We start from the raw sequence: 19,965 nt of genomic DNA, 5'->3' as shown, positions 1-19,965 counted from the left end.
GCTACTCCTCCCTCCCCCGGCCGGTGACCAGGTCGATGAGAAACGGCCCCGGTGTGCCGAGCGCCTCGGCGACGGCGGCACCTGCCTGGCCCGGCTTGTCGACGCGTACGGCCGGTACGCCCAGGGACTTGGCCAGCGCGGTGAAGTCGATGGCCGGGCGGCTCAGGTCGAAGATCTCGGGGTGGTCGTGGGCGGGAACGTCGACCGAGCGCCAGTACTGCTCGATGTTGTCCTCAAGGAGCTTGTAGCTGCCGTTGTTGCAGATGACGAACTTGGCGCCGATGTCGTACCGGGCCGCGGTCCACAGCGCCTGGACGGTGTACATCGACCCGCCGTCGCCGGTGAACCCCACAACCACCTTGTCCGGATGGGCTAGTTGGGCTCCGATCGCGCCCGGGATGCCGACACCGAGGGATCCGCCGCGGGTCTGGAACCAGTGTCCCGGCCGGGTGGGCGGCAGATGGCGGAAGAGGTCGGGCGATGCGGTCAGCGCCTCGTCGAAGACGATCGCGTCCTCGGGGAGCTGGCGGGCCAGCTCCTGCGCGAAGGCCGTGGTGGGCAGCGCCAGTGGGTCGAGCGCCGCCTCGTTCTTCTGCTGGTTCGCGGCGAGTTCGTAGGACCGCTCGGCGGCCCGCCGCCCCAGCCACTCCTCGGCCCGCCGCCGGTTCACCGGGCTCATCCGGGTCTCCAGCACGTCGGCGAGCGCGGCCAGGGTGCGCTTCGGATCGGCGACGAGACCCAGGTTCACGGGGAAGTTCTTGGCGATGGCATCGGCGTCCAGGTCGATGTGCACGACCGGGGCGCCCGGCGCGAAGACGCCGTCGAGGGCGGGATAGACCTCGGGCAGCGCGTACGTACCGACGATGAGGACGGCGTCGGCCGCGGCCGTGACCCGGCGGCTGTTCTCGCCGAACATGTGCCCCAACTGCCCCGCATACGCCGGGTGTTCGACCGACAGGTTGACCTCCGACCAGTCGGCGCCCCACACCTCCGCGCCCCAGGTCTGGGCGAGGCGGGCGAGCTCCTGCTGGGCGCCGGAGAAGTGCACCCCGTCCCCGGCTATGACGATCGGGCGTTCGGCGCCGGCGAGCAGCGAGGCCGCCCGGCCGACGACCTCGGGGTCGGGGCTGCTCGCGGTGTCGAGGTAGGTGACCGGCACGGCCTCCTCGGTGGTGGGCCGGTCCATGACATCGGCGGGCAGCACCACGAGCACCGGGCCGTACGGAGGTGTGGCGGCCACCTTGAAGGCGCGGCGCAGGGTGCGCAGGGTGGACTCGGGATCCACCACGCGGGTGGCCCACTTGGTGACCGGCTCGGCCATGGCCACCAGATCGGCGGCCATCTGCGCTTCCATGTTGTCGTAGCGCAGACCGGCCTCGCCGGCGATCACCACGAGCGGGGCGTGGCCCCGTTTGGCCTGGTAGAGCATTCCTATGCCGTTGCCGAGGCCCACTCCGGTGTGGAGCTGGACGACGGTGGGGCGGCGGGTGGCCCGCGCGTAGCCGTCCGCCATGCCGACGGCGACGGCCTCCTGCAGTGCGAGGACGTACTCGAGTGAGGGGAAGTGGCGCAGTTCGTCGAGGAATCCCTGCTCGACCGTGCCGGGGTTGCCGAACATGTACCGGACCCCGTCGGCCTGCAGCTGTTCGAGCATCGCGACCCGCGCGGGCCTGCTGACCATGGTGTGCTCACCTCTCGTGCGGAACGGGAACTGCCGTACTCAACAGGTCAGTTGGCGAGGAACCCCCACTGACGCAGGCCCTGCTCCAGGACCTCGACGACCTTCTGGCCGGTGAGGTAGGAGTCGGGGGTGGACCGCCCGGTGATGAACGGGTAGTCGACGATGACCGAGGTCTCCTTGCCGAAGTTGCCGTGGTAGGCGCCGCCGGGGGCGGTCGCGTCGCGCAGGATGTACTCCAGCGGGTACGGCGGCGGGCCGATCACGAAGTCGGTGCCCATGAAGCCGGTGCCGTCCTTGTAGTCGTACTCGATGCAGTGCCCGGTGACGTGCTTGCCACGGATGATGCTGGTGCGGTCCTCCTGGTCGCGGGCGAAGGCGAGGGCCGCGACGCCGTAGCACTCGGCCGCGATCGGCAGGTCGAGGGCGTGGAAGGCGAGGATCAGGTCGTGCACCCGCCAGTTGTTGGCGAGGTCGACGATGGGACCGCTGCCGCCGACGATGAGCAGGGCGTCGTACCGGCCCGCGATCTGCTCGCGGACCTGCTCCAGGCGGGTGTTGTACGCCTCCCAGTCGCGCAGGAAGTACGGCTTGCTGCGGTAGGGACGGTCGGGCAGCCAGGACGAGAGGTCCAGCGGGTCGTCGAGCCGGTCCGAGGTGTCGATGGCCTTGACCTTGGCGGCCATCTCGGGGGTGGTGACGGAGCGGCCGAGCGGCGGGTCGATGTAGTCGGGGTCCATGCTCGGCGGAAGGGCCGGGGCCCGCTTGCCGGTCGGGGTCGCGAAGCTGACGTGATAGCCGGCCTTGTCGAACGTCTCCAGGGGGCCGATCAACTCCTCGCCCCAGTAACCGTATTCGGACAGGACGACGAGGATGCGCTTGCTCACGGGAGTTCCTCTCCTTGGGGGTTCCACGTGGTGCCGGGGTCCTGTCTAGGTCCGCCCGCTCGGCCGGGACCAGCCCTGGACGCCCCGGCGCACAGACATCCACAAGTGGGCGGTCGGACTACGGCATGTCGTGCTCAGGCCCAGGCCACAGGGGGTGCCGGGCCTCAACACCGCTTGCCGTGAGCCGAGTTGCCGCAGCCCGTACGACGACTTCACGCAGTGCGTACCGGCCGCGAACCGGGCCGTGCGCGGCGGTCGCGGGCTGTGCCGGAATCGGTGGGCGGCACCGCGCCCCGGGTGCCGCGCCGATTCGTGCCGCGGGCCCCGGGCCCGCGCACTGAAGGGAGTCAGCCATGACGGCCGAGAAGACCGCGCCCGGCACGGGCATCGCCGCGTTCGTCCAGCACTGGTTCGACATTCTCAGCAGCCACGAGCCCGTCGAGGAACTCCTCGCCCACATCGTCGACGACGGTCTGGAGATGGCCTTCCCCGAGCGCACGCTGCGCAGCCACGCCGACTTCCGCGAGTGGTACGAGGTGGTCGGCGAGGCCTTCACCGACCAGAGCCACGTGGTCGAGCGCCTGGACGTCTCCGAGGACGGCACGGGCGTCGACATCTCGCTGACCGTCGTGTGGACGGCCAAGCAGACCTCCGACGGCTCCGTCAGCTCGTTCCGCATCGGCCAGACCTGGCGCCTGGTCCGCGAGGCCGGCACCGGCCGGCCGCTCATCTCCGGCTACCGCGTCGGCGACCTCAACCCGGCCTGACCGCGACCACCCCGATCCAGGAGGTTCCATGTCGCCCCGTTCCCCGGGCAATTCAGCGTCTCGCACCTTCGACTACATCGTGGTCGGCGCCGGGTCGGCCGGCTGCGCCGTGGCGAGCCGGCTCAGCGAGGACGAGAACACGGCCGTGCTCGTCCTGGAGGCGGGCGGCTGGGACGAGCGCCCCGAGATCCACCGCTCGGACGCGGCCGCGGTGCTCGCGCTGCTCACCTCCGAGTGGAGCCCCGAGATCGACTGGGGGTACGCCACCGAGCCCGAACCCGCGTTGGACGGCCGCCGGATCCCGGTCGCCCGGGGCAAGGTGGCCGGCGGCTGCAGCTCGGTGAACGCCCTGATGTGGGTGCGCGGCAGCCGCTACGACTACGACCGCTGGGCGGCGCTCGGCAACCCCGGCTGGTCCTACGACGACGTCCTGCCGTACTTCCGGCGCTCCGAGGACTACTCGGGCGGCGGCTCGGACCTGCGCGGCAGCGGCGGCCCGGTCCGGGTGCGCGACCTCGACGACCCGACCCCGCTCGCCGAGGCGTTCGTCGCCGGAGCCGCCGAACTCGGATACAAGTCAAGCGAGTTGGACTACAACGCGGAGCGGCAGGACGGTTTCGGCTTCCTGTACCAGACGACCCGGGACGACGCCGGGGCGCGCTCCTCCACGGCGGACGGCTATCTGCGCCCGGCGCTGAAGCGGCCCAACCTGACCGTCGAGGTGCGGGCCCGGGCCACCCGGCTGATCCTGGACGGCACCCGGGTCACGGGCGTCGAGTACGAGCAGGACGGGCAGCTGCACCGGGCCGTCGCCGAGCAGGAGGTCGTGGTCTCGGCGGGCGCCTTCGAGTCCCCGAAGCTGCTCATGCTGTCGGGAATCGGCCCGGCCGCGCATCTGCGCTCGCACGGCATCGACTGCGTACAGAATCTGCCCGGGGTCGGCGGCAACCTCCAGGACCATCTGTTCGTGCCGGTCTGCTACCAGTCGCTCCAGGAGCACCCCGAGGGCGCGCTGCTCTCCGAGGCCGGGCTCTTCACCCACACCAAGGACGCGGGTCCCGGTGAGCCGCCCGACCTCCAGTTCACGTTCGGGCCCATCAAGTTCCTGGCGCCCGACGCACCGCCCGCACACCAAGAGGGCCCCGGCTTCACGTTCGCCCCGATCTCGCTGCTTCCGCAGAGCCGCGGCCGGCTCCGGCTGCGCAGCGCCGACCCGTCGGCCAACGCGGTCGTGCGCGCCAACTACCTCGCGTCCGCCGCCGACACGGATGTGCTGGTGCACGGCATCCTGCTGGCCAGGGAGCTCGCGCACACCTCCGCGTTCGGCCCGTTCCGCGGCGCGGAACTGGGCCCGGGCGAGCATGTGAGGGACCCGCGCGAACTGCGCGGCTACGTCGCCGCCCACGCGACCACCCTGTGGCACCCGGTCGGCACCTGCCGCATGGGCACCGGGCCCGACGCGGTCACCGACGCCGAGCTGCGGGTGCACGGCATCGACGGCCTGCGGGTCGCCGACGCGTCCGTCATGCCGACGATCGTCGCCGGGAACACCAACGCACCGAGCGTGATGATCGGCGAGAAGGCGGCCGCTCTCATCAAGAAGTCCTTCCTTCACCCGTCACTTTGGACCGAGGGGAATCCCCATGCCCACGTCTGACCACCTCCGGCTGTACGAGCGGTTCCTCACCGCGCTCAACACCGAGGACTACGCCGAGATCGCCCGCGTGATCGGCGCCGACTTCGAGGACCACCACCCCGGGTTCGACATCTCGGGGCTGGAGTCCTACCTCGACGCCCTGCGCGGCGCCCACCGCACGCTCGCCATCAAGGGCGAGCTCCTGGAGACCATCGAGTCGGGCAACAAGCTGATCACCCGGGTGCGCCTCACCGGCGCCCACCAGGACACCGTGCTCGGCTTCCCCGCGACCGGCCGCAAGGTGGAGTGGACCACCACCGAGATCTGGCGGATCCAGGACGACCGCCTCGTGGAGCGCTGGGCGGAGGACGATCTGCTCGGCCTGCGCGGCCAGCTGTCGCCCGACGAGGAGAACGTCGCGGTCGTGCAGAAGGTCAGCGACGCCGTCAACGAGCGCCGCTACGACGACCTCGACGAGCTGTTCGGCCCCACGTTCAAGGACAACAACCCGGCGTGGGACGTGCAGAGCCTGGACGAGCTCAAGGGCATCATCAAAGCCGCCCACGACGCCCTCGACTTCAAGGTCACCCTCGACGCCCTGTACGCCGCCGCGCCGGACAAGGTGATCATGCACATCACCTTCCACGGCAAGCACATCGCGCCGTTCTTCGGCATGGAGGCCAGCGGCAAGGAGGTGTCGTGGACCAGTCTGGAGGTCTACCGCCTGGAGAACTTCAAGGTGGTGGAGCGCTGGGTGCAGGCCGACACCGCCGGCCTGATGCGCCAGCTCGACGTGCCGCTCCCGTAAGTACGCGCCGACCCAGGAGGGATCACCCATGAACACGCGAGAGATCGTCGACACGTACTACCGGCTCGCCAACTCCGGTGAGTGGGACGCCTGGTGCGACCTGTTCGCCGTCGACCAGACGATGGACGAGCAGCTTGCCGGGCATGTCGAGGGACGCGAGACGCTCAGGGAGATGATGAAGGGCTTCCCCGAGATGTACGCGTCGTTCTCCAACACCCCGGTGCACATCGTGGTGGACGGAGAGCAGGCCGCGGTGGTCTCGCACATCTCCGCTGTCACCACCGGCGGCGACACCGTCGAGGCCGAGGTCTGCAACTACTTCCGGATCTCGTCCGGCCTGATCCACTACATGTCCAACTTCCACGACAGCGTGCCGTTCGCGGCCGTCACGGGAGCGTGACGCCCGTGTCCGCACCCGCCGACGTGAACGTCCGCTGGGCCCATGTGGGCCTCAACTGCCGTGACCAGAAGGCCACGGAGGAGTTCTACAGCCGCTGGTTCGGCTTCAGCCGGGCCCGCGTCGTCGAGGCCGACGGCAGCCGCGTGGTGTTCCTGCGCAGCGGCCCGGTCTATCTGGAGCTCTTCCCCACCGAGGCGGAGCCCGCCTTCGACACCGTCAACGACGGGCCCGACAACCCGGGCGCGGCCCGGCACCTGGCCTTCCAGGTCGACGACGTCGACGCGTTCCTCGCGGCGGCGGACGGCGAGCTGAACGTCACCCTCGGCCCGCTCGCCTTCGACGAGTTCATCCCTGGCTGGAAGACCGTCTGGGTATCCGATCCCGACGGCCTGGTCATCGAGGTGAGCCAGGGCTACACCGACCAGTCCGCCGAGGAACTGCGGACGTACGCGTGAATCCGCACGATCGCTCGGGGCACGGCCGGTCACTCGACCGGCCGTGCCCCCATGGGCACCACCCGACATCCCACGGAGTGAAACCGCATGACCGCTGTCACCGAGCAGACCGTCCTCATCACCGGTGCGACCGACGGCCTCGGCCGGGCCCTCGCCCATGAACTGGCCGCCCAGGGCCACTCGTTGATCCTGCACGGCCGCAGCGCCCGCAAGGGCCAGGAGCTTCTCGCGGAGCTCCGCGAGAAGACCGGCAACACGAACATCTCGTACGAGCTCGCCGACTTCTCCTCACTGGGGGACATCGGCGCCCTCGCCGACCGGATCACCGACCGGCACGACCGGCTCGACGTCCTGGTGAACAACGCCGGCATCGGCGTGGAACTGGCCCGCCAGGAAAGCCAGGACGGCCTCGAACTCACCTTCCAGGTCGACTACTTGGCGGCCTACATGCTCAGCTGCCGCCTCGCCCCGCTGCTCGTACGCTCCGCGCCGGCCCGCATCATCAACGTCAGCTCGGCCGGGCAGGCCCCGATCGACTTCGGCGACGTCATGCTGGAGCGCCGCTGGGACGGGGTGCAGGCGTACTGCCAGGCGAAGCTGGCCCAGATCAGCCTGACGGTGGACCTCGCCGAGCAGCTGGCCGGCACGGGTGTCACGGTCAACGCGCTGCACCCGGCCTCGTACATGCCGACCAAGATGGTGGTGCACCTGTTCACCCCGCAGAGCACGGTCGCGGAGGGCATGCGCAATGTGGCACGCCTGGTCACCGACCCCGCGCTGGCGGAGGTCACCGGCGAGTACTTCGACCGCGACCGCCGCTCCCGGGCCGGCGCCCAGGCCTACGACCCGGCCGCCCGGGCCCGCCTGCGCGAACTGAGCGAGTCCCTGACGGGGGTGGCGCTGCCCGCGCTGACCTGACTGCCCTTCCCCAAGGAATGTGCCCCGCCCCGGGTCTCGGGGCGGGGCGCTTCGCGTCGTACGGGGCGGGTCAGGCCGTGATCGACAAGGCGTGGTGGAAGACGTTCCTCGGGTCCCAGGTCTTCTTGACCTTCTGGAGGCGGGGGTAGTTGCCCTTCCAGTACAGAGTCTGCCAGGGCACGCCCGAGGTGTTCCAGGCCGGGTCGGCGAGGTCGACGTCCGGGTAGTTGATGTAACTGCCGTCGGCGGGCCCGTCGGGCAGCGGCACCCCGCCGGTGTCGGCGTACATGTCGCGGTACAGGTTGCGCATCCAGGCGATGTGCCGGGCGTCCTGGCCGGGGTCGCTCCAGTACGTGGTGAAGTTGGCCTTCAGCATCGAGTCGCGCTGGGCCAGGGCGGTGGCGCTCGGCGCGACGGAGTTGACCTGGCCGCCGTAGGTGTAGAGCAGGATGCCCGCATGGCCGTCGTAGGTCCTGTCGGAGAGGTTGCGCCAGAGCACCGCGAGCTGTGCGTCCGACCAGCTCTCGCGCAGATAGGCGCCCTTGAACTTGCCCCGGTTGAACACGCCGGTGTCGTACGGGTCCTTGAGGGTGGCCTTCAGCCATGGCCAGCTGGAGGTGGCCGTGGTGTGCGGCGCGGTCACGCCCTCGGCGACCGCGGCGATGTAACTGCCCATCAAATCCGCCGAGTTGGAGAGCGAGCCGTCGATCTGGGCGCTGAGGACGAGGGCGCCCTGGACGTAGTTGTTGAGGATGAACACGCTGTTGAGGCTGTCGTACGGGGTGCCGACGGTGTTGTTCGCGTGGTGCCAGTCGTTGTGGTTGCGCACCAGCCGGTCGAAGTCGGCCTCGGTGAGGTCGGTCCACTTCCAGCTCGCGGTAGCCTTGAGCAGGGTGGCCGGCGGCTTGGGGAGCAGGCTCGCGGGGGCGGAGCCGGTGGCGTTCGGGGAGCGGAACCAGTACCGGGTCACGATCCCGAAGTTCCCGCCGCCGCCCCCTGTGTGGGCCCACCACAGCTCGCGGTTGGGATCGGTGGTGTCCCGGGTCGCGACCACACAGCGCGCGATGCCCAGGGCGTCGACGTACACCACCTCCACCGCGTACAGGTGGTCCACGACCGCACCGTACTGGCGGCACATGGCCCCGTATCCACCACCGCTGACATGGCCGCCGACGCCGACGGTGGGGCAGGTGCCGCCGGGTATGGTGACGCCCCACTCCAGGTAGAGGGTGCGGTAGACATGGCCGAGCATGGCGCCGGCCTCCACGGCGAAGGCGCGGCGCGCCGAGTCGTAGGTGATGGCGCTCATCTCGGACATGTCGACGAGTATCCGGACGTCGGGGTCGTCGACGAGTCCGTCGAGGCAGTGTCCGCCGCCGCGGACGGCGATTCTCTTGCCGCCGCTCACCGCCTCCTGCACGGCCTGCACCACTTGGTCGGTGGAGTGCACGAGGCGTACGGAATCGGGCCTGGCGGCGAATCTGGCGTTGTAGCCGCGGGCCGTGAGGTCCAGATAGCGGGGGTCGTCGGGGGTCACGGTCAGGGCGGCGACGGTGGTGCTCGTCGTGTCCGCGGTGCCGGCATCGGCGCGGGCGGGGCCGGCCGCGCCGATGCCGAGCACGGCGGCGCCGCCGACTCCGGAGGCGGTGCCGAGGAATCCCCGGCGGGTCACTCCAGCCATGGTGGTCTCCTTCAACAGTCGGGTGGGGCAGGTGTCAACAAGCGGGTGGGGCGGGTGAAACGGGAGCTGCCGCTCCCCGAAGCGAGGGCCTCGGGGAGCGGCAGCGGGGGGAGCGGGTGTGGCTCAGTAGACGTCGTGACCACTGACCGTGGTCTCCGGCACGTCCTCGCGGACGTCCCAGTGCTCCACGATGCGGCCGTCGTCGATGCGGAACACGTCCACGACGACCATGCCGCGGTGGCCCGGCTGCGGACGGAAGTGGGAGTGCGTGAAGACCAGGCCGTTGTCACCGACGGCCCGGCGGATCTCGAACCGGGCCTCGGGCAGCTGCTTGCGGAAGCCCTCGATGAACTCGACGAGCGGCTTGCGGCCGTCGGGCAGGTTCGGGTTGTGCTGGATCAGCCGCTCGGCCAGGTACTCGTCGGCCCGGTCGGTCTGCCCCTCGTTCCAGATGTTCTCGATGTAGTCGCGCACGAGCTGCACGTGGTGGTTGGACACGGTGTCTCCTTGTTGTTTCTGCCTGTTACGAGGTGTGGTTCGGGTGGGCCCTCACGAGCTGGGGACCGGGGTGGTGGCGGGCTGCTCGGCCACCGTGACCTTGCGCGCCGACGAGGCGTGCGCGAGGGCGGCGACGGCGAGGATGACGAGGGCGACGGCCGGGATGGGGCCCGCGCCCATGCCGGGCAGCAGGGCGCTGCCGATGAAGCTGCCCAGGCTCATGCCGAGGTAGAGGGCGGCGGCGTTCATGGCCAGGATGAGTCCGGGCTGGGTGGGCAGCAGGTCCACGAGGCGGGCCTGCTGGGGTGCCTGGTACATCTGGCTGAAGAAGGCCCAGATCGCGAAGAGCACGAGGCCGGGCTCGGAGTGCGGGGCCACCAGGAGCAGCACGAATCCGGCGGCGAGGCCGGCGACCGCGATGGTGATGGTGCGCGAGCCGCCGAGCTTCTCGGCGATCCTGGGCGACGAGGCGTTGCCGAGGACTCCGATGACGCCGAACGCGAGCAGGGTGACCGAGATCAGCCCGGACGAGGCGTCGAAGCGGTCCTTGAGATAGGCGCCCGCGATGCCGTAGACCGTGAACTGGGCCGCCATGAACAGCAGCGTCGTCGAGACGGTCGAGAGCGCGGCGGGGGTGCGCAGGGTATCGCGGTAGGCCTTGATCGTGGGCGGCTCGCCGGACGGGATCTCCGGCACGTACACCGCGACGAGCAGACACCCGAGTGCCGACAGTGCGGCCACTCCGAGCATCGCCGGGCGCCAGCCGAGGCTGCCGCCGAGGAACGAGGCGAGCGGCACACCGAGCACCGCGGCCGCCGTCATCCCGGCGAACACGGTGGCAAGCGCGCGCTGCCTGCGCTCGGGCGGGACGATCAGGGAGCCCGCCGCGGAGGCGCCGGGTCCGAAGACGGCCGCGCCCATCGCGCCGACGACCCGGGTTACGGCGAGGAAGCCGTAGTTGGGGGCGAGCGCGCCGAGGGCCGCGCCCACGGTCAGCAGGCCGATGCCGAGCAGGAGCACCCGCTTGCGGTTCCAGCGGCGCAGCAGAATCGGGGCGGCCGGGGCGAACAGCGCGAATGTGAGCGCGAAGACGGTGACCAGGAAGCCCACACGAGCCGGCGCGACGTGCAGGTCGTCTCCGATGGGGCCGTTGAGACCGACCACTGCAAGTGAGATCGTCCCCAGACTGAAATAGCCCAGCGACAACGCGAGCAGGGCCGGTGTCGAACTGCGGGACGGCATCACGCCACCTCCTTTTCCATGCCGGAAAACTTGAGTACGCAGGAACGTTAGGGGCCGGGGGCCCTCGGTTTCACGCTCGGCGGGCACCCCCCGGAGCACTCTGCGAGGTCCTTGGCCGTACTACGTCAACTGGCCGTCCTACGCGGCCTGTTGGGCCTTCTGGAAGATCAGCGGGACGGACCGGCCGCCGCTGGTCAGCCAGTGCTCGATGCCGTTCACGGCGACAAGCAGAGCGGCCGCGGAGCCGAGCGTGGCGAGCCCCGGAAGCCAGGGCGCGACCCCGCCGAGCGCGAGCAGGGCGAGGCCTCCCGCGAACCGGGTGAGGGAGGCGGCGCCGAACATGCGCCGCCGGGTGTAGCAGAAGGTGAGGGTGAAGAGCGCGGCGCCGACGGGTAGCAGCGCGGCGGCGAACCGGTGGGGCACATGGGTGGGCTCGACCACGATGCGATCCGCCCCGACCGAAACAAGCAATAACCCCAGAACCAGCACCAGATGGCCATAACTGAGCACGTCGCGTACGACGATGGACGGGGTGGGATGAGTACGCAGGGCGTGGGCGATGGCGGAGGCGACGAGGTGGAAGTAGAGCCACCACAGGGCGCACCCGGTGAGAAAGGCGAGGGAGACGGAGAGCAGTTCGAGCAGCCCGAGCCGCCGCCCGGCCACCCAGGCGCCCACGGACACGACGTTCTCACCGAGCGCGATGATGATGAAGAGCCCGAACCGCTCGGGCAGATGGTTGACCCCGAAGGCCAACTGCCGTAAATGCCCGCTGAGTATGAGCGGCGCGAGAATCTCCGCGACCACGGCGACGGCCCACCCGATGGTGCGCAGCCCGGAGGGCAGCACAGCGGTCGCGAACAGAACAAGAGCGAAGGCGAGCCCGGCCCGATAGGGGTGAATGGTGTAGACGGCGCACTCGCGCCGGATGGCCTCCCCGATGAGCAGCCGCAGCGCGAGATAGCACCCGGCGTAGAGCAGCGCCTCGTAGCGGGTCTCCAGGGCGTGCGGGGCGGCGACGCTCATGCCGTACGTGGCGAGCCCGGCGAGCAGCAGGAACACCCGCTGCATGGTGGTCTCGTGCACGGCGTTCATCGCCATGACGACATCGACCCAGGCCCACCAGAGCGGCACCAGGACCAGCAGACAACTGCCCAGCGTGGCCCAGTCTGGCCGCTGCGCGAGGACGTGCGCGATCTGACTCACCCCGAAGGCGAGCACCAGATCGTAGAAGAGCTCCGTCCAGGTGGCCCGGTCCCGCACATCGACGAACCCGGGCTCCGCGGACCGTACTTGACCAGCGAGATGAACCACCGCCGCACCTACTCCCCTCGACCGACGGGAATGCTGGTTGCAGCGCCAAATGTCTCCGGCCCTGTCCGGGCACCCCGCGGCACGGGGCGGTGCGGAAGCATATTGCGGTAAGTCGCGGAGGGGGCTGTCCGAACTCGGGGGTGGCCGGCGTTACGAGGTGGCCCGCGCCGACGGGATCGGACTCTGCGTGTTGCCCCGGCTGGTCGCCGGGGCGACACGGACGATGGCGACGCTTCTACAGGCCGAGCAGGCCGAGCACGGCGTGGAGTAGTCCGCCGAGCAGATCTCCCAAACCTCCCATGACCATGTCCTTTCTGTGGAGGATGTCGGGTTCTAGCTGCTCCGACGCTACCCAGACCCCCCGAGTGGCGCTCCCCAGGTCACCCATTCGGGGACACCGGCCCACAGCCCGGCCTGCCCCTAATGGCCCCCACCCGGCAGCTCCCCCACCGTCGGGTACGACTCCTGCGCGCCCCGCCGGGTCACCGCCGCCGCCCCCACCCGTGCCGCGAAGGCAGCCGCCGCCGTCAGGTCCTCGCCCACTCCCAGCCGCCAGGCCAGCGCCGCCGTGAACGCGTCGCCCGCGCCCGTCGTGTCGACCGGGGCGACCTTCGGGCTCGGGACATGAACGCATCCGTGAGAGAAGGCGACGAGGGCGCCGTCCGCGCCCAGGGTGACGACCACCGAGCGCGGCCCGAGGGCCAGCAGCGCCTGCGCCCAGTCGTGCGGGTCCTCCCCCGCCGACTCCCCCAGCATGAACCGCGCTTCGTGTTCGTTGACGATCAACGGGTCGCAGGCCGCCAGGACTTCAGGAGGGAGGGGGGCGGGTGGTGACGGGTTCAGGACCAGGCGGGCGCCCGGCGCCAGGGAGCGGGCCACCTCCGTCACCGTCTCCAGGGGGATCTCCAGTTGCACGGAGACGACCGGGGCCAGGGCGAACAGGGTCCGGGCCGCGCGGATGTCGTCCGGGGTCAGGCGGGCGTTCGCGCCGGGGGACACGACGATGCTGTTGTCGCCCGACGGGTCAACGGTGATCACGGCGACTCCGGTGGGCGTCTTGTCCACCAGCACGCCCACCGTGTCGACCCCGGCCGTGCGCAGCGACGTCAGCAACAGCCGTCCGTGCTCGTCGTCGCCCACCTTGGCCAGCAGGGCCGTTCGGGCCCCCAGGCGCGCGGCGGCCACCGCCTGGTTCGCGCCCTTGCCGCCGGGGTGGACGGCGAGGTCCGATCCGAGCACCGTCTCACCGGGGGCGGGCCTGCGCTCCACCCCGATCACCAGATCGGCGTTCGCCGACCCCACCACCAGCAGACCGTAGTCGTGCATGGAAATCGCCGTCCCTCTTGCTGATTGATCGTCAGGCAGCAATGCGTGCATCATGCTGCGTTCACGAGACGAATTCCGCCGCGTTCTTCTTCGTCACCACCTTGACCGGCACCTTCACCGCGCTCTCCGGCTTCTTGCCCTGGGCCGCCCCGACCGCGTTCCGCACGGCCATCCTGCCGAGTTCCGCGGGCTGCTGGGCCACCGAGGCGTACAACGTGCCCGCCTCAACTGCCTTGATTCCGTCGGGGGTTCCGTCAAAGCCGACGACCGCGACGGAGCTGCCAGCCTTACTGCCCAGCGCCTTCACCGCGCCCAGCGCCATCTCGTCGTTCTCGGCGAAGACCCCCGTGATGTCGGGATGGGACTGAAGGAGGTTGGTCATGACGTCCAGGCCCTTGGTGCGGTCGAAGTCGGCGGGCTGACGGGCGGCGACCTCGATGCCCGGGTACGCCTTGAGGCCTTCGGCGAAGCCCGCGCCGCGCTCCCGGCTCGCGGAGGTGCCCGCGGTGCCCTGGAGGATCGCGATCTTCCCCTTGCCGCCGAGCTTCTCGGCGAGGGTCTGCGCGGCGAGTTTGCCGCCCGCCACGTTGTCGGAGGCGACCAGGGTCGCGGTCTCGGCCTTGTTGACCCCGCGGTCGGCGGCGACCACCGGGATGTCCGCCTGGTTGGCGCCGCGTACGGAGGGTCCGACGGCGTCCGAGTCCACCGGGTTGACGATGATCGACTTCATGCCGGAGCCGGTGAAGTTCTGTATCTGGTTGGCCTGTTGGGATGCGTCGTTCTGCGCGTCGGTGACCGTGAGGTCGATGCCCTCCGCCTTCGCCTCGGCCTGCGCGCCCGCCTTCATCTGCACGAAGAACGGATTGTTGAGGGTGGACAGGGACATCCCCAGTTTCGTGGTGGTGCCCCCGGACGACCCCGGGTTCAGGAGGCACCCCGCGCCCACGACGGCCGCCAGGCACACCGCGGCGACCGCGAGTTTCACCGCGCCGGGCCCCTTCCTGCCGGACCCGGCCGTGCCGGAAGGGGCGCCGGGCGTCGCGCCCGCCTTGCGGCGCAGGGTGTCGAGGAGCACCGCAAGGGCGATGACCACGCCGATGACGACCTGCTGCCAGAACGCCGACACGGAAAGGAGGTTGAGCCCATTGCGCAGCACCGCGAGGATCAGCGCGCCGATCAGGGTCCCCGACGCCTTGCCGACGCCGCCCGACAGGCTGGCCCCGCCGATGACGACCGCGGCGATCGCGTCGAGCTCGTAGCCCTGGGCCGCCTGCGGCTGCGCGGAGACGAGCCGGGAGGCGAGGACGATGCCCGCGACGGCGGCGAACAGACCGGACAGCGCGTAGATGACGAGCTTCTGCCGCTTCACGCGCAGCCCGGAGAGCCGCGCGGCCTCCTCGTTGCCGCCGATCGCGTACATCGAGCGGCCGATGTACGTACGGGAGAGGACGAGTGCCGTGACCAGTCCGGCCGCGATCATCACCAGGACCGGGACCGGCAGCCGGCCGCCGAGTGTGTCGCCGAGGACCGAGACCGAGTCGGGGAAGGCGATCGGGCTGCCCTGGGAGATCACCAGGGAGAGGCCCCGGCCGACCGACAGCATGGCCAGCGTGGCGATGAACGGCGGAAGTTTGCCGTACGAGACGAGCACGCCGTTGACCAGACCGCAGGCGATGCCGGTGGCGACGGCCATCAGGACGGCGAGCCACACGGGCACGCCCTGGGACGTCGCCGACCAGGCGAGAACGGTCGCCGAGAGCGCGGCGACCGAGCCGACCGACAGGTCGATGCCCGCCGAGACGATGACGAAGGTGACGCCGAACGCGAGGATCGCGGTGACCGCGGCCTGCACGCCGACGTTCAGAAGGTTCTGTGTGGTGAGGAAGTCGCCGGAGAGCAGCGCCATCGCCACGACCAGGACCACCAGGGCGCTCAGCGCGCCGTTGTCGAGCAGCAGGCGGCGCACGATCGCGGCCCCGCCCGCGCCGCTGCGGTTGTCGAGCGTGTCAGTGGCCACGGGAGCCCTCCATGTCTTCCTGGTCCTGCTGTGCGTTCGGTGCGGCGACGGCCAGGGCCATCACGGCGTCCTGGGTCGCTCGATGTGCGGGGAGTTCGCCGGCGATGCGGCCCTGGTTCATGACGAGGACCCGGTCGCTCATGCCGAGCACCTCGGGCAGATCGCTGGAGATCATCAGGACCGCGTGCCCGGAGGCCGTGAGTTCGTTGATGAGCTGGTAGATCTCGACCTTGGCGCCCACGTCGATGCCCCGGGTCGGCTCGTCGAGGATCAGCACCAAGGCGCCCGCGAGGAGCCACTTGCCGATGACGACCTTCTGCTGGTTGCCGCCGGACAGGGTGCGCACCTGCTGGTCGAGCCCGGCCATGCGCACCCCGAGCTGCCCGGCGATGCGGGCGGCGGCCGTGCGCTGGCCCTTGAGGTCGACGAGCCCGGCGCGGCTGGCCGAGCGCAGCGTGACCAGGCCGAGGTTCTCCTGTACGGAGGCGTCGAGCACCAGGCCCTGCCCCTTGCGGTCCTCGGGCACGAGCCCGACCCCGGCGCCCATCGCGGCGTGCACATCACCCCGGGCGAGCCGTTCTCCGCGTACCTCGACGGTGCCCGCGTCGTACGGGTCGGCGCCGAAGACCGCGCGGACCACTTCGGTGCGCCCGGCGCCGACGAGGCCTGCGAGGCCAACGACCTCCCCGGCCCGCACCTCGAAGCTGACGTCGTGGAAGGCGCCGTGCCGGGTCAGGCCGCTCACCTGGAGCAACGGCCGCCCCGGGTCCGGCCGTTCGCGCGGGTACTGCTGCGCGATGCTGCGGCCCACCATCAGCCGTACGAGTTCGCTCTCGGGGGTCGCGGCGGGCACCTGGCCGATGCTGCGGCCGTCGCGCAGCACGGTGACCCGGTCGCCGAGTGCCGCGATCTCTTCGAGGTGGTGGGTGATGAAGACGATGCCCACGCCGTCGTCGCGCAGGGTGCGCACGATCCGGAAGAGCTTGTCCACCTCTTCGGAGGTGAGCACGGCGGTCGGCTCGTCCATGATCAGTACGCGGGCGTCCAGGCTGAGCGCCTTGGCTATCTCGACCATCTGGAGCCGGGCGATGCCGAGTTCGCGCACTTTGGTACGGGGCGGGACGTCCACGCCGACCCGTTCGAGGAGCTTCGCGGCGGCGGCTTCCATCGTCCGGCGGTCGATCATCCCGAAGCGCCGGGGCTGGCGGCCGAGGAAGATGTTCTCGGCGACGCTCAGCTCGGGCACCAGGTTGAACTCCTGGTAGATGGTGGCGATGCCGAGGCGCTCGGCGTCCTGCGCACTGTGGATACGCACCTCGCGGCCTTCGGCGAGGATGCGTCCGCCGTCGGGACGGTGGGCGCCGGAGAGCATTTTGATGAGGGTGCTCTTGCCGGCGCCGTTCTCGCCGAGCAGCACGTGCACCTCGCCGCGCCGCAGATCGAAGTCGACCCCGTCGAGGGCGACGACACCGGGAAAGGCTTTCCGCACCCCTTCGAGACGCAGCAACTCATCTGAGTCCACGGCCGGTCGATCCTCTGCTGAACTCACTGCCCGCTCCTAGGGTTCGGGGCGCTCTCGCCGCAGGAGCGGCGTACGACGAGCGAGGCCGGGAGGGTGACGGACCGCGGGGTCCGGCCCTCGATGAGGTCGGCGAGCGCGCGCACGGCGGCCCGGCCGAGCTCGCCGGTCGGCTGGGCGATCGCGGTGACGGGCGGGTCGGTGTGCACGAACCACGGGATGTCGTCGAACGCGGCGAGGGCGATGTCGTCGCCGATGCGCAGCCCGCGGGCGCGCAGGGCGTCGAGCGCGCCGAGCGTCATCAGGTTGTCGGCGGCGAAGACGGCGTCGGGCGGCTCGGGCAGGGCCAGGAACCGTTCGGTGGCCCTGCGCCCGCTGGCCGCCTGGAAGTCGCCCTGGCCGACGTAGTCGTCGGGGAGCGAGATGCCGTGCTCGCCGAGCGCCGCGCGGAACGCCTCGACGCGCTCGCTGCCGGTGGTGGTGGCGGCCGGGCCCGCGATGATGGCGAGCCTGCGGCGGCCGAGGCGGTGCAGATGGGCGACCAGGTCGCGGATGGCGTCGCGGCCGTCGGCGCGCACCACGGGCACGTCGATGCCGGGGATCCAGCGGTCGACGAAGACCATGGGAGTGCCGCCGCGCGCGGCTTCCAGCATGAGCGGGGAGCCGCCGTCGGTGGGCGAGACGAGCAGCCCGTCGATGCGGCGGTCCAGGAGGGTGCGGACGTGGTGGTCCTGGAGCTCGGGCCGCTCGTCGGCGTTGCCGATGATCACGCTGTAGCCGAGCGCCCGGGCCGCCTCCTCGACGGAGCGGGCGAGCTCGGTGAAGTACGGATTCAGTACGTCGCTGATGACCAGGCCGAGCGTGCGCGTCTGGTCGGTGCGCAGCGAGCGGGCCACGGCGTTCGGCCGGTAGCCGAGCCTCTCGACGGCCGCGAGCACCCGGGCGCGGGCCGCCTCGCTGACCGACGGATGACTGTTGAGCACCCGCGACACCGTGGCGACGGACACCCCCGCCTCGGCCGCGACATCCTTGATGCCCGCCATCGCCGGACCACCTCCTCGTGGAACCTCGACTCCTGATTCCAGGGACCGCAGCCGACCATGGAATCGATTACACGCAGGCATTGGAATCGATTACACGGCCGTCGGGCAAGACCCGAAGGGGGTAGCGAGACCGGATCGTGACAGGGATTCCCGCGAGCACTCCGGATGGGTTGCATAAACATTCGCGTTGATGCATACTCTTCCCATGTCCAAGGTTCTCACCTCCCTGCCCGCCGGCGAGCGCGTCGGCATCGCCTTCTCCGGCGGACTCGACACCTCCGTCGCGGTCGCGTGGATGCGCGACAAGGGCGCCGTCCCGTGCACCTACACCGCCGACATCGGCCAGTACGACGAGCCCGACATCGCGTCGGTGCCCGGCCGTGCGAAGGCCTACGGTGCCGAGATCGCGCGCCTGGTCGACTGCCGTGCGGCGCTGGTCGAGGAGGGCCTGGCCGCGCTCGCCTGCGGCGCGTTCCACATCCGCTCGGGCGGCCGCGCCTACTTCAACACCACCCCGCTGGGCCGCGCCGTCACCGGCACGCTCCTGGTGCGGGCGATGCTGGAGGACAACGTCCAGATCTGGGGCGACGGCTCGACCTTCAAGGGCAACGACATCGAGCGGTTCTACCGGTACGGCCTGCTCGCCAACCCGCACCTGCGGATCTACAAGCCCTGGCTGGACGCGGAGTTCGTGACCGAGCTCGGCGGCCGCAAGGAGATGTCGGAGTGGCTGCTCGCCCACGACCTGCCGTACCGGGACAGCACGGAGAAGGCGTACTCCACCGACGCCAACATCTGGGGCGCCACCCACGAGGCCAAGACGCTCGAGCACCTGGACACGGGTGTCGAGACCGTCGAGCCGATCATGGGCGTGCGGTTCTGGGACCCGTCGGTCGAGATCCTCACCGAGGACGTGACGATCGGCTTCGCACAGGGCCGCCCGGTGACGATCAACGGCAAGGAGTTCGCCTCCCCGGTCGACCTGGTGATGGAGGCGAACGCGATCGGCGGCCGCCACGGCATGGGCATGTCCGACCAGATCGAGAACCGGATCATCGAGGCCAAGAGCCGGGGCATCTACGAGGCCCCCGGCATGGCGCTGCTGCACGCGGCGTACGAGCGCCTCGTGAACGCGATCCACAACGAGGACACCCTCGCGCAGTACTACAACGAGGGCCGGCGTCTCGGCCGGCTCATGTACGAGGGCCGCTGGCTGGACCCGCAGGCGCTGATGGTCCGCGAGTCGCTCCAGCGCTGGGTCGGCTCGGCCGTCACCGGCGAGGTGACGCTGCGGCTGCGGCGCGGCGAGGACTACTCGATCCTCAACACCACGGGCCCCGCCTTCAGTTACCACCCGGACAAGCTCTCGATGGAGCGCACCGAGGACTCCGCGTTCGGTCCCGTGGACCGGATCGGCCAGCTCACGATGCGCAACCTCGACATCGCCGACTCGCGTGCCCGCCTTGAGCAGTACGCCGGTCTCGGCATCGTCGGCACCGCCCACCCGGAGCTGATCGGCGCCGCCCAGGCGGCGGCGACCGGCCTCATCGGCGCGATGCCGGAGGGCGGCGCCGAGGTCATCGCCTCGCGCGGCCAGGTGTCGGGCGACGACGAGCTCCTGGACCGTGCGGCGATGGAGTTCGGCACGGACTAGCGCTCCGCGGGGGGGGTGCCCCTATGACTTTGGTCAAGGGGTCGGGGCGGGTTGGGGGTCGTAGAAGGTGCCGTCGCGGAGCATGGCGAACAGGACGTCGGCTCGGCGGCGGGCGAGGCAGA

At 70.6% G+C, this 19,965-nt stretch carries 17 protein-coding genes; 7 read left to right on the top strand and 10 right to left on the bottom strand.

Annotated features, from left to right (window positions below; genetic code table 11):
* Window position 1 precedes the first annotated feature (1 nt).
* Both IE206_RS27845 and IE206_RS27840 read right to left on the bottom strand, forming a co-directional pair.
* A complete protein-coding gene (locus IE206_RS27845) occupies window positions 2-1,681 on the bottom strand; it encodes a thiamine pyrophosphate-binding protein (RefSeq protein WP_189966782.1) in 1,680 nt (559 codons plus the stop codon).
* A gap of 47 nt (window positions 1,682-1,728) precedes the next feature.
* A complete protein-coding gene (locus IE206_RS27840) occupies window positions 1,729-2,565 on the bottom strand; it encodes a type 1 glutamine amidotransferase domain-containing protein (RefSeq protein ID WP_189966780.1) in 837 nt (278 codons plus the stop codon).
* Window positions 2,566-2,918: 353 nt separating this feature from the next.
* On the opposite strand from IE206_RS27840, the gene IE206_RS27835 reads away from it, so the two are divergent.
* The 6 genes from IE206_RS27835 (at window position 2,919) to IE206_RS27810 (ending at window position 7,549) form a co-directional block, all read left to right on the top strand.
* Window positions 2,919-3,332, top strand: coding sequence for a nuclear transport factor 2 family protein (locus IE206_RS27835; RefSeq protein WP_189966778.1), 414 nt, complete (start codon window positions 2,919-2,921; stop codon window positions 3,330-3,332).
* Between the two features lie 28 nt (window positions 3,333-3,360).
* Complete coding sequence (locus tag IE206_RS27830; RefSeq protein ID WP_189966776.1) at window positions 3,361-4,989, top strand: GMC family oxidoreductase; 1,629 nt, start codon at window positions 3,361-3,363, stop codon at window positions 4,987-4,989.
* Window positions 4,976-5,776 carry an ester cyclase gene (locus tag IE206_RS27825; protein ID WP_189966774.1) on the top strand — a complete coding sequence of 267 codons (801 nt, stop codon included), beginning with the start codon at window positions 4,976-4,978 and terminating at the stop codon, window positions 5,774-5,776. Before IE206_RS27830 ends, IE206_RS27825 begins: the two co-directional genes overlap by 14 nt.
* A 28-nt stretch (window positions 5,777-5,804) precedes the next feature.
* Complete coding sequence (locus tag IE206_RS27820) at window positions 5,805-6,176, top strand: nuclear transport factor 2 family protein (protein ID WP_189966772.1); 372 nt, start codon at window positions 5,805-5,807, stop codon at window positions 6,174-6,176.
* A gap of 5 nt (window positions 6,177-6,181) precedes the next feature.
* Window positions 6,182-6,631, top strand: a complete 450-nt coding sequence (locus IE206_RS27815) for a VOC family protein (RefSeq protein ID WP_189966771.1) — start codon at window positions 6,182-6,184, stop codon at window positions 6,629-6,631.
* An 87-nt stretch (window positions 6,632-6,718) separates the two neighbouring features.
* Window positions 6,719-7,549: an SDR family NAD(P)-dependent oxidoreductase gene (locus IE206_RS27810; protein WP_189966769.1), complete on the top strand. Its 831-nt coding sequence runs from the start codon at window positions 6,719-6,721 to the stop codon at window positions 7,547-7,549.
* 70 nt (window positions 7,550-7,619) lie between these two features.
* Here the strand turns inward: IE206_RS27810 and IE206_RS27805 are convergent, their stop codons facing one another.
* The 8 genes from IE206_RS27805 to IE206_RS27770 all read right to left on the bottom strand — a co-directional run bounded on the left by IE206_RS27805 (window position 7,620) and on the right by IE206_RS27770 (window position 18,189).
* A complete protein-coding gene (locus tag IE206_RS27805) occupies window positions 7,620-9,230 on the bottom strand; it encodes an FAD-binding protein (protein WP_189966767.1) in 1,611 nt (536 codons plus the stop codon).
* Between the two features lie 123 nt (window positions 9,231-9,353).
* Window positions 9,354-9,728 (bottom strand): nuclear transport factor 2 family protein, encoded by a 375-nt coding sequence (locus tag IE206_RS27800; RefSeq protein ID WP_189966765.1) that lies wholly within the window; start codon window positions 9,726-9,728, stop codon window positions 9,354-9,356.
* Between the two features lie 51 nt (window positions 9,729-9,779).
* Entirely contained in the window at window positions 9,780-10,970 is a 1,191-nt protein-coding gene (locus IE206_RS27795; protein ID WP_189966763.1) for an MFS transporter, read from the bottom strand.
* Between the two features lie 138 nt (window positions 10,971-11,108).
* Window positions 11,109-12,284, bottom strand: a complete 1,176-nt coding sequence (locus tag IE206_RS27790; RefSeq protein ID WP_189966761.1) for a low temperature requirement protein A — start codon at window positions 12,282-12,284, stop codon at window positions 11,109-11,111.
* A 420-nt stretch (window positions 12,285-12,704) separates the two neighbouring features.
* Window positions 12,705-13,610: a ribokinase gene (locus IE206_RS27785; protein WP_189966759.1), complete on the bottom strand. Its 906-nt coding sequence runs from the start codon at window positions 13,608-13,610 to the stop codon at window positions 12,705-12,707.
* A gap of 61 nt (window positions 13,611-13,671) precedes the next feature.
* Entirely contained in the window at window positions 13,672-15,627 is a 1,956-nt protein-coding gene (locus tag IE206_RS27780; protein WP_189966757.1) for an ABC transporter permease/substrate-binding protein, read from the bottom strand.
* Entirely contained in the window at window positions 15,617-17,176 is a 1,560-nt protein-coding gene (locus tag IE206_RS27775; RefSeq protein WP_189966755.1) for a sugar ABC transporter ATP-binding protein, read from the bottom strand. The genes IE206_RS27780 and IE206_RS27775 overlap by 11 nt, the downstream gene beginning before the upstream one ends.
* Window positions 17,173-18,189 carry a LacI family DNA-binding transcriptional regulator gene (locus IE206_RS27770; RefSeq protein ID WP_189966754.1) on the bottom strand — a complete coding sequence of 339 codons (1,017 nt, stop codon included), beginning with the start codon at window positions 18,187-18,189 and terminating at the stop codon, window positions 17,173-17,175. The genes IE206_RS27775 and IE206_RS27770 overlap by 4 nt, the downstream gene beginning before the upstream one ends.
* A gap of 205 nt (window positions 18,190-18,394) precedes the next feature.
* Between IE206_RS27770 and argG the strand changes: the two genes are divergently transcribed.
* Window positions 18,395-19,843, top strand: a complete 1,449-nt coding sequence (gene argG, locus IE206_RS27765; RefSeq protein ID WP_189966751.1) for an argininosuccinate synthase — start codon at window positions 18,395-18,397, stop codon at window positions 19,841-19,843.
* Window positions 19,844-19,965: the final 122 nt, after the last annotated feature.

It is taken from the genome of Streptomyces violascens, assembly GCF_014649955.1.
GTDB classification, from domain to species: domain Bacteria; phylum Actinomycetota; class Actinomycetes; order Streptomycetales; family Streptomycetaceae; genus Streptomyces; species Streptomyces violascens.
Note: the sequence above shows the minus strand (reverse complement) of the source record. Positions and strands in the feature narration are given on the sequence as shown.